4 protein-coding genes and 1 pseudogene are annotated in these 5200 nt (G+C 74.5%); 4 read left to right on the top strand and 1 reads right to left on the bottom strand.

Annotated features, from left to right (window positions below):
* Positions 1 to 192 precede the first annotated feature (192 nt).
* The 3 genes from CCN56_RS29465 to CCN56_RS29455 all read left to right on the top strand — a co-directional run bounded on the left by CCN56_RS29465 (position 193) and on the right by CCN56_RS29455 (position 3008).
* Positions 193 to 990, top strand: coding sequence for an SDR family oxidoreductase (locus CCN56_RS29465; RefSeq protein WP_256962228.1), 798 nt, complete (start codon positions 193 to 195; stop codon positions 988 to 990).
* A gap of 26 nt (positions 991 to 1016) precedes the next feature.
* A complete protein-coding gene (locus CCN56_RS29460) occupies positions 1017 to 2093 on the top strand; it encodes a P1 family peptidase (RefSeq protein WP_086831000.1) in 1077 nt (358 codons plus the stop codon).
* 72 nt (positions 2094 to 2165) lie between these two features.
* A complete protein-coding gene (locus tag CCN56_RS29455) occupies positions 2166 to 3008 on the top strand; it encodes a DUF6227 family protein (protein WP_256962227.1) in 843 nt (280 codons plus the stop codon).
* Between the two features lie 30 nt (positions 3009 to 3038).
* Here the strand turns inward: CCN56_RS29455 and CCN56_RS29450 are convergent, their stop codons facing one another.
* On the bottom strand, positions 3039 to 4139 hold the full coding sequence (locus CCN56_RS29450) for a glycosyltransferase (RefSeq protein WP_256962226.1): 1101 nt from the start codon (positions 4137 to 4139) through the stop codon (positions 3039 to 3041).
* A gap of 274 nt (positions 4140 to 4413) precedes the next feature.
* On the opposite strand from CCN56_RS29450, the pseudogene CCN56_RS42160 reads away from it, so the two are divergent.
* A pseudogene (locus CCN56_RS42160) lies at positions 4414 to 5200 on the top strand (collagen-like protein); the annotation flags it as partial.

Genomic DNA, 5200 nt, shown 5'->3' with positions numbered 1-5200 from the left:
GGCAAGGGGGTCCCCCCTGCCCCAGCGGAACGCATGCCCACAACGGGGCGGGCGCAGGGCCCACAACGGCGGGGCTCAGGCCGCAGCGGTCGGTGGTCGTCAGTCGGTGGTCAGTGGGTCGTCAGCGCGCCGCGCGAGTGTTCTTCCCGTGCCCCGGGGAGACGCCCCGGGCCGCAGCCCGAGGAGAGCGCCGTGCAGCAGCACACCACCACCGGCACCGCCACCCGTACCGCCCTCGTCACCGGGTCCTCCCGGGGCATCGGGCGGGCCGTCGCCCGACGGCTCGCCGCCGACGGGACGGTCGTCGCCGTGCACTACGGGCGGGACGCCGCCGCCGCGCAGGAGACCGTCGACCTGATCGTCCGGGACGGCGGGCGGGCCTTCTCCGTCGGGGCCGACCTGGCCACGCACGACGGGGTCCTCGCGCTGGTCGAGGGCGTCCGGGCCGGACTGGCCGCCCACACCGGGGAGGCCGCGCTCGACGTGCTCGTCAACAACGCCGCCGCGGCCACCTCCGGCGGGCACCTCGCCGACGAGACCCCGGAGGAGTTCGACCGCGTCTTCGCGGTCAACGTCCGGGCGCCGTACTTCCTCGTCCAGGGCCTGCTGCCGGTGCTCCGGGACGGCGGCCGGATCATCAACATCGGGTCCGCCGTCACCCGGATCGCCCTCGCCGACGAGCTGGCGTACGCGATGACGAAGGGGGCGATGGAGACCTTCACCCGCACCCTCGCCAACGTGGTCGGGGAGCGTCGGATCACCGTCAACACCGTCGCCCCCGGCCCGACGCAGACCGCCTCGCTCACCGCCGCCATGGCCGCGATGCCCCAGCTCGAAGGGATGCTGATCGGCGGTCAGGCACTGCCGTGGGTCGGGCAGCCCGAGGACATCGCCGATCCGGTGGCCTTCCTGGCCTCGGAGGACGGCCGCTGGATCACCGGCACCGTGGTCGATGCCTCCGGGGGTACTTACCTCGGCCCCAAGCGCTGAGCCAAGACGCGTGGTAGGCAGGGGACATGACACTTCCCGAGGAGACGGGCCGTCAGGACTCGATCACCGACGTGAGCGGGCTGCGCGTCGGCCACGCGCGCGTGGCCGGGCCCGGGGCGCTGAGCGGCACCACGGTCGTCCTGGCTCCGGAGGGCGGGGTCGTCGCCGCCGTGGACGTACGGGGCGGAGGGCCGGGCACGCGGGAGACGGACGCGCTGGACCCGCGGAACGTGGTCCAGCGGATCGACGCGGTCGTCCTGACCGGCGGCAGCGCGTACGGCCTGGACTCCGCCGCCGGGGTGATGGCCTGGCTGGAGGAGCGGCACCGGGGCGTGCGCGTGGGCCCCGACCCGGCCCACGTGGTGCCGGTGGTGCCCGCCGCGTGCGTCTTCGACCTGGGCAGGGGCGGCGACTTCGCGGCCCGCCCGGACGCGGCGACGGGCCGGGCGGCGGTGGAGGCGGCCGCCGCGAGCGGGGACCACGCGCGCGTGGAGACGGGCGCGGTCGGCGCGGGCACCGGGGCCGTGGTCGGCGGTCTGCGGGGCGGTGTGGGGACGGCGAGCACCGTCCTGGAGTCGGGGATCACGGTCGGCGCGCTCGTGGTGGTGAACGCGGTCGGCTCGGCCGTCGACCCGACGAACGGCGTCCCGTACGGCGGCTGCTTCGAGGCCGGCCGGCCCGCCTTCCCGGCCACCGAGGTCCACGAGGCGGCCCTGCGGCGGCTCGCGGAGGCCCGGAAGGCGTCCGCCCCGCCGCCGCTGAACACCACGCTCGCCGTCGTCGCGACGGACGCCGTCCTCACCCGGGCCCAGGCCCAGAAGGTCGCGGGCACGGCGCACGACGGCATCGCGCGCGCGGTGCGCCCGGTGCACCTGATGAACGACGGGGACACGGTCTTCGCGCTCGCCACCGGGGCGCGGGAGCTGCCGGAGGGGCCGGGGCCGCTCGCCCTGAACGAGATCCTGGCGGCCGGCGCGGACCTGGTGACCCGCGCGATCGTCCGCGCGGTCCTCGCGGCCCCGGGCGGCCTGCGCGGCCCGGGCGGCGACTTCCCCTCGTACCGCGAGCTGTACGGCCCGGAGGCGGACGCGTACTCCCGGTAAGAGGAGGGGAGTTGGAGAAAAAGGGCGGGAACTTCGCGAGCGGGCCCTTCGTTTTGCCGGAACCCGGACACGATGTCAGACCCAGGGACTACGTTAAGCAAGCACCAAGTGACATGCGGCGACGGCCTGGAGACCCTCTTGAACGATCCGCAGGATCCTCACGATCCGTACGAGACGACCGAGACGCACCTTGAGCGGCTCCTCGGCCGGGCGCTCAACTCCTTCGACCTGCCCGACTCGACCGTCGAGCGCCTCGGCACGGCGCTCGCCCACTCCAGCGCGCTGCACTCCTCGCACCACAGCGCGTCGCTGCACCGCACGACCCACCGCCACACCTATCTGCTCGCCGACGGCAGCGCGCTCAGCCTCTGGGAGCTCGTGCACAACACCGGCCGGGACGGCGCCGAGCAGCACGAGCTGTACACGGAGGAGTCGGAGGCGCGGCTCGCCGCCTCCCGCCTCCCGGCCGGGCCGCTGCCGGGCTGGACGGCGGAGCGCGCCGACGGCCGCGTCCTCGACGAGGACGACGACCTGGAGCTGCTGAGCGCCCTGCTGGCCCGCCCGATACCGGCCCAGCCGCGGATGTACGTGCCGGACAACTCCGCCGACCACGCGCGCCGCGTCCTGCGTCGCGCGGAGAACGCGGACCGGCCGGGCGAGCGGACGGCCCGCCGTCTCCGGCTGGCCTTCGCGCACCACATCACGCAGGCCTTCGGGCGCCACTGCCCGGTGGAGGGCGGCCGGGACGCCGGCTTCACCCTCTACGAGCACCAGTTCCTGCTGCTCGACGGCAGCGAGGTCAGCCTCTGGGAGGTCGAGCACACGGCGACGCCGGACGGCCGGCACATGTGCGAGGTGTACGAGGACGAGCACGCGGCCCGCGGGGCGATGGAGTCCCGCTCCCGGGTCCGCTGACGCACCGCCGCCGGCCCCGCCCCCGCCCGTTCAGGGGGCGGGGGCGGGGGCGGCGGTCCCGGTCAGGCGCCGGACGGCGAACGCCCGGTTGGCGAGGGTCTGTTCGCGGTAGTTCTCCGGGAGGTCCGGCAGTGCGAGCAGCCGGTCGCAGGCGGCGAGCGAGGCGGCGTGGTCGCCCGCCCAGTACGCGGTGATCGAGTACTCGAAGAGCAGCCCCCACCGGTAGACCCACGGCTGGGTGAACAGCACGTCGTCCGGCATCCCCCGGTCCAGGACGGCGGACACGACGGCGTGGGCCGCCTGGTGGCGCCGCAGCTTCCGCAGCCGCGCCGCCAGCTCGTAGCAGGCTTCGAGGCGCTCGGGCCGCGACTCCCAGGCGCGCGTCAGGGCGTCCATCCCGGCCGGCCAGTCTCCGGCGTCGGCCCGCAGGACGCCCGACTGGAGCAGGGAGACGTAGACCTCCTCGCCCCAGCCGCCCATGGCCGCGCGCCGCTCGTAGAGGGCGACGGCCTCGTCGGAGCGGCCCATGTCCCGCAGGGTCTGCGCGAGGTAGAAGACCGTACGGGGATTCGTCGGGTCCCGGTCGAGCTCGGCGCTCAGCAGGCGGGCGTCGCGCTCGAACTTGTCGTGGCGCGAGCCGCCGTCGGCGTGGTCCTCGATGACGAGGGCGTCCAGGTTCTCCTGGACGTGGTCCCGGTCGGCCGTCAGGTACTCGTGGGTGACTCCCTCGTACCGCCATGGCAGATCGCCTCTGACCAGGCGTTTGATGCGGTACTCGACGGGCCCCCGGTGGCGGATCATGTACGCGTCGGCGAGCGGGCCGTCGGCGGCGGGCAGCGGGCCGTCCTGGCGCAGGACGTGGTCGGCGTCGAGGAGCAGCAGGTAGTCGGCCCGGCCGCGGGCGCGGGCGATGTTCAGGCTGCGGTTGTGGCCGAAGTTCACCCACGGCTCCTCGCACAGCTCGCCCGGGATGCCGGCGAGGGCGGCGCGGATCAGCTCCTGGGTCCCGTCGGTGGAGCCCGTGTCGGAGATGACCCAGGTGTCGATCAGCTCGCGGACGGGGGCGAGACAGCGTTCGATGACGCGGGCCTCGTTCTTGACGATCATGCAGAGGCAGATCGACGGCTTCACGGCAACACCACTCCCGGGCAATCGGTCCCGGTGACCTCATGACCCGGTGACCGTACGTACAGGCCCCTGTCGCTCGAACACGGCACACCGGGAGACGGAAGAGGATTCGCTCCCGCGCATGCACCCATCCGATATCAGCCATAGGCCGTGGAGTTGATTGAGCCACTCGATCCTCAAGAGCTTGCAATCGCGATCCGATGACCACTGGTGAAGCCGAACGCGCTTCCACATGATCCCCCGATCCGGTTACAGCCGGTCACGAAGGAGTGCATGCATGCGTCCTGATCTCAGGACCAGGTCTCCCCTGGGTCCGCTCGCCCGACGTCGCGCCTGGGTCTCCGGCGGTGCCGTCGCCTCGCTCGCCCTCGTCCTGACGGGAATGGCGGGCCCCGCCATGGCGATGGCCCCGGGCGGGCCCGCCGCGTCGAGCGCCGCCGCCCCGATGGGCGGCGAGTGTCCGGAAGGCCCGGACGGCCCGCACGGCCCGCACCACCCCAAGATGGGCGAGGTCGGCGCGTACGTCGACGGGCAGGTCCAGCACGCCATGGAGAGCGGGACGCGGGCCGCCCGGTCCCTCAAGGGCGGCGGCTACGGCGACGACTGCGAGCCCAACCACGGCGGGCAGCCCGGCCCGACCGGTCCCGCGGGTCCCACCGGCCCTCCCGGACCGCAGGGACCGGCTGGACCGGCGGGACCGAAGGGCGACAAGGGCGACGTCGGCCCGGCAGGACCCGCAGGCCCCGCGGGGCCGGCAGGACCGCAGGGTCCCCAGGGCCCGCCCGGACCGGGTGGCGGTGCCACCGGCCCGACGGGACCTGCAGGACCGGCAGGACCTGCGGGACCGGCAGGACCTGCGGGACCTGCCGGCCCGGCTGGACCGCAGGGCCCGGCTGGCCCTGCCGGACCCGCCTCGTGCTACGACATCGACGCGTACCGGCTCGAAGCCAGCCGTGAGGTCAAGGGCGTGGTCAGCAACGGTGCCGTGTACGCCGGCATCCGGGACCTGCAGTCCACCGTCACGGACTTCACCTGGTACCCGCTCGCCGGCGCTCCCGCCGGCG

The sequence above is a fragment of the Streptomyces sp. NRRL B-24572 genome, assembly GCF_002156145.1.
Classification (GTDB): domain Bacteria; phylum Actinomycetota; class Actinomycetes; order Streptomycetales; family Streptomycetaceae; genus Streptomyces; species Streptomyces vietnamensis.
The sequence above is the reverse complement of the archived record's forward strand: the minus strand, read 5'-3'. Positions and strand labels throughout refer to the sequence as shown.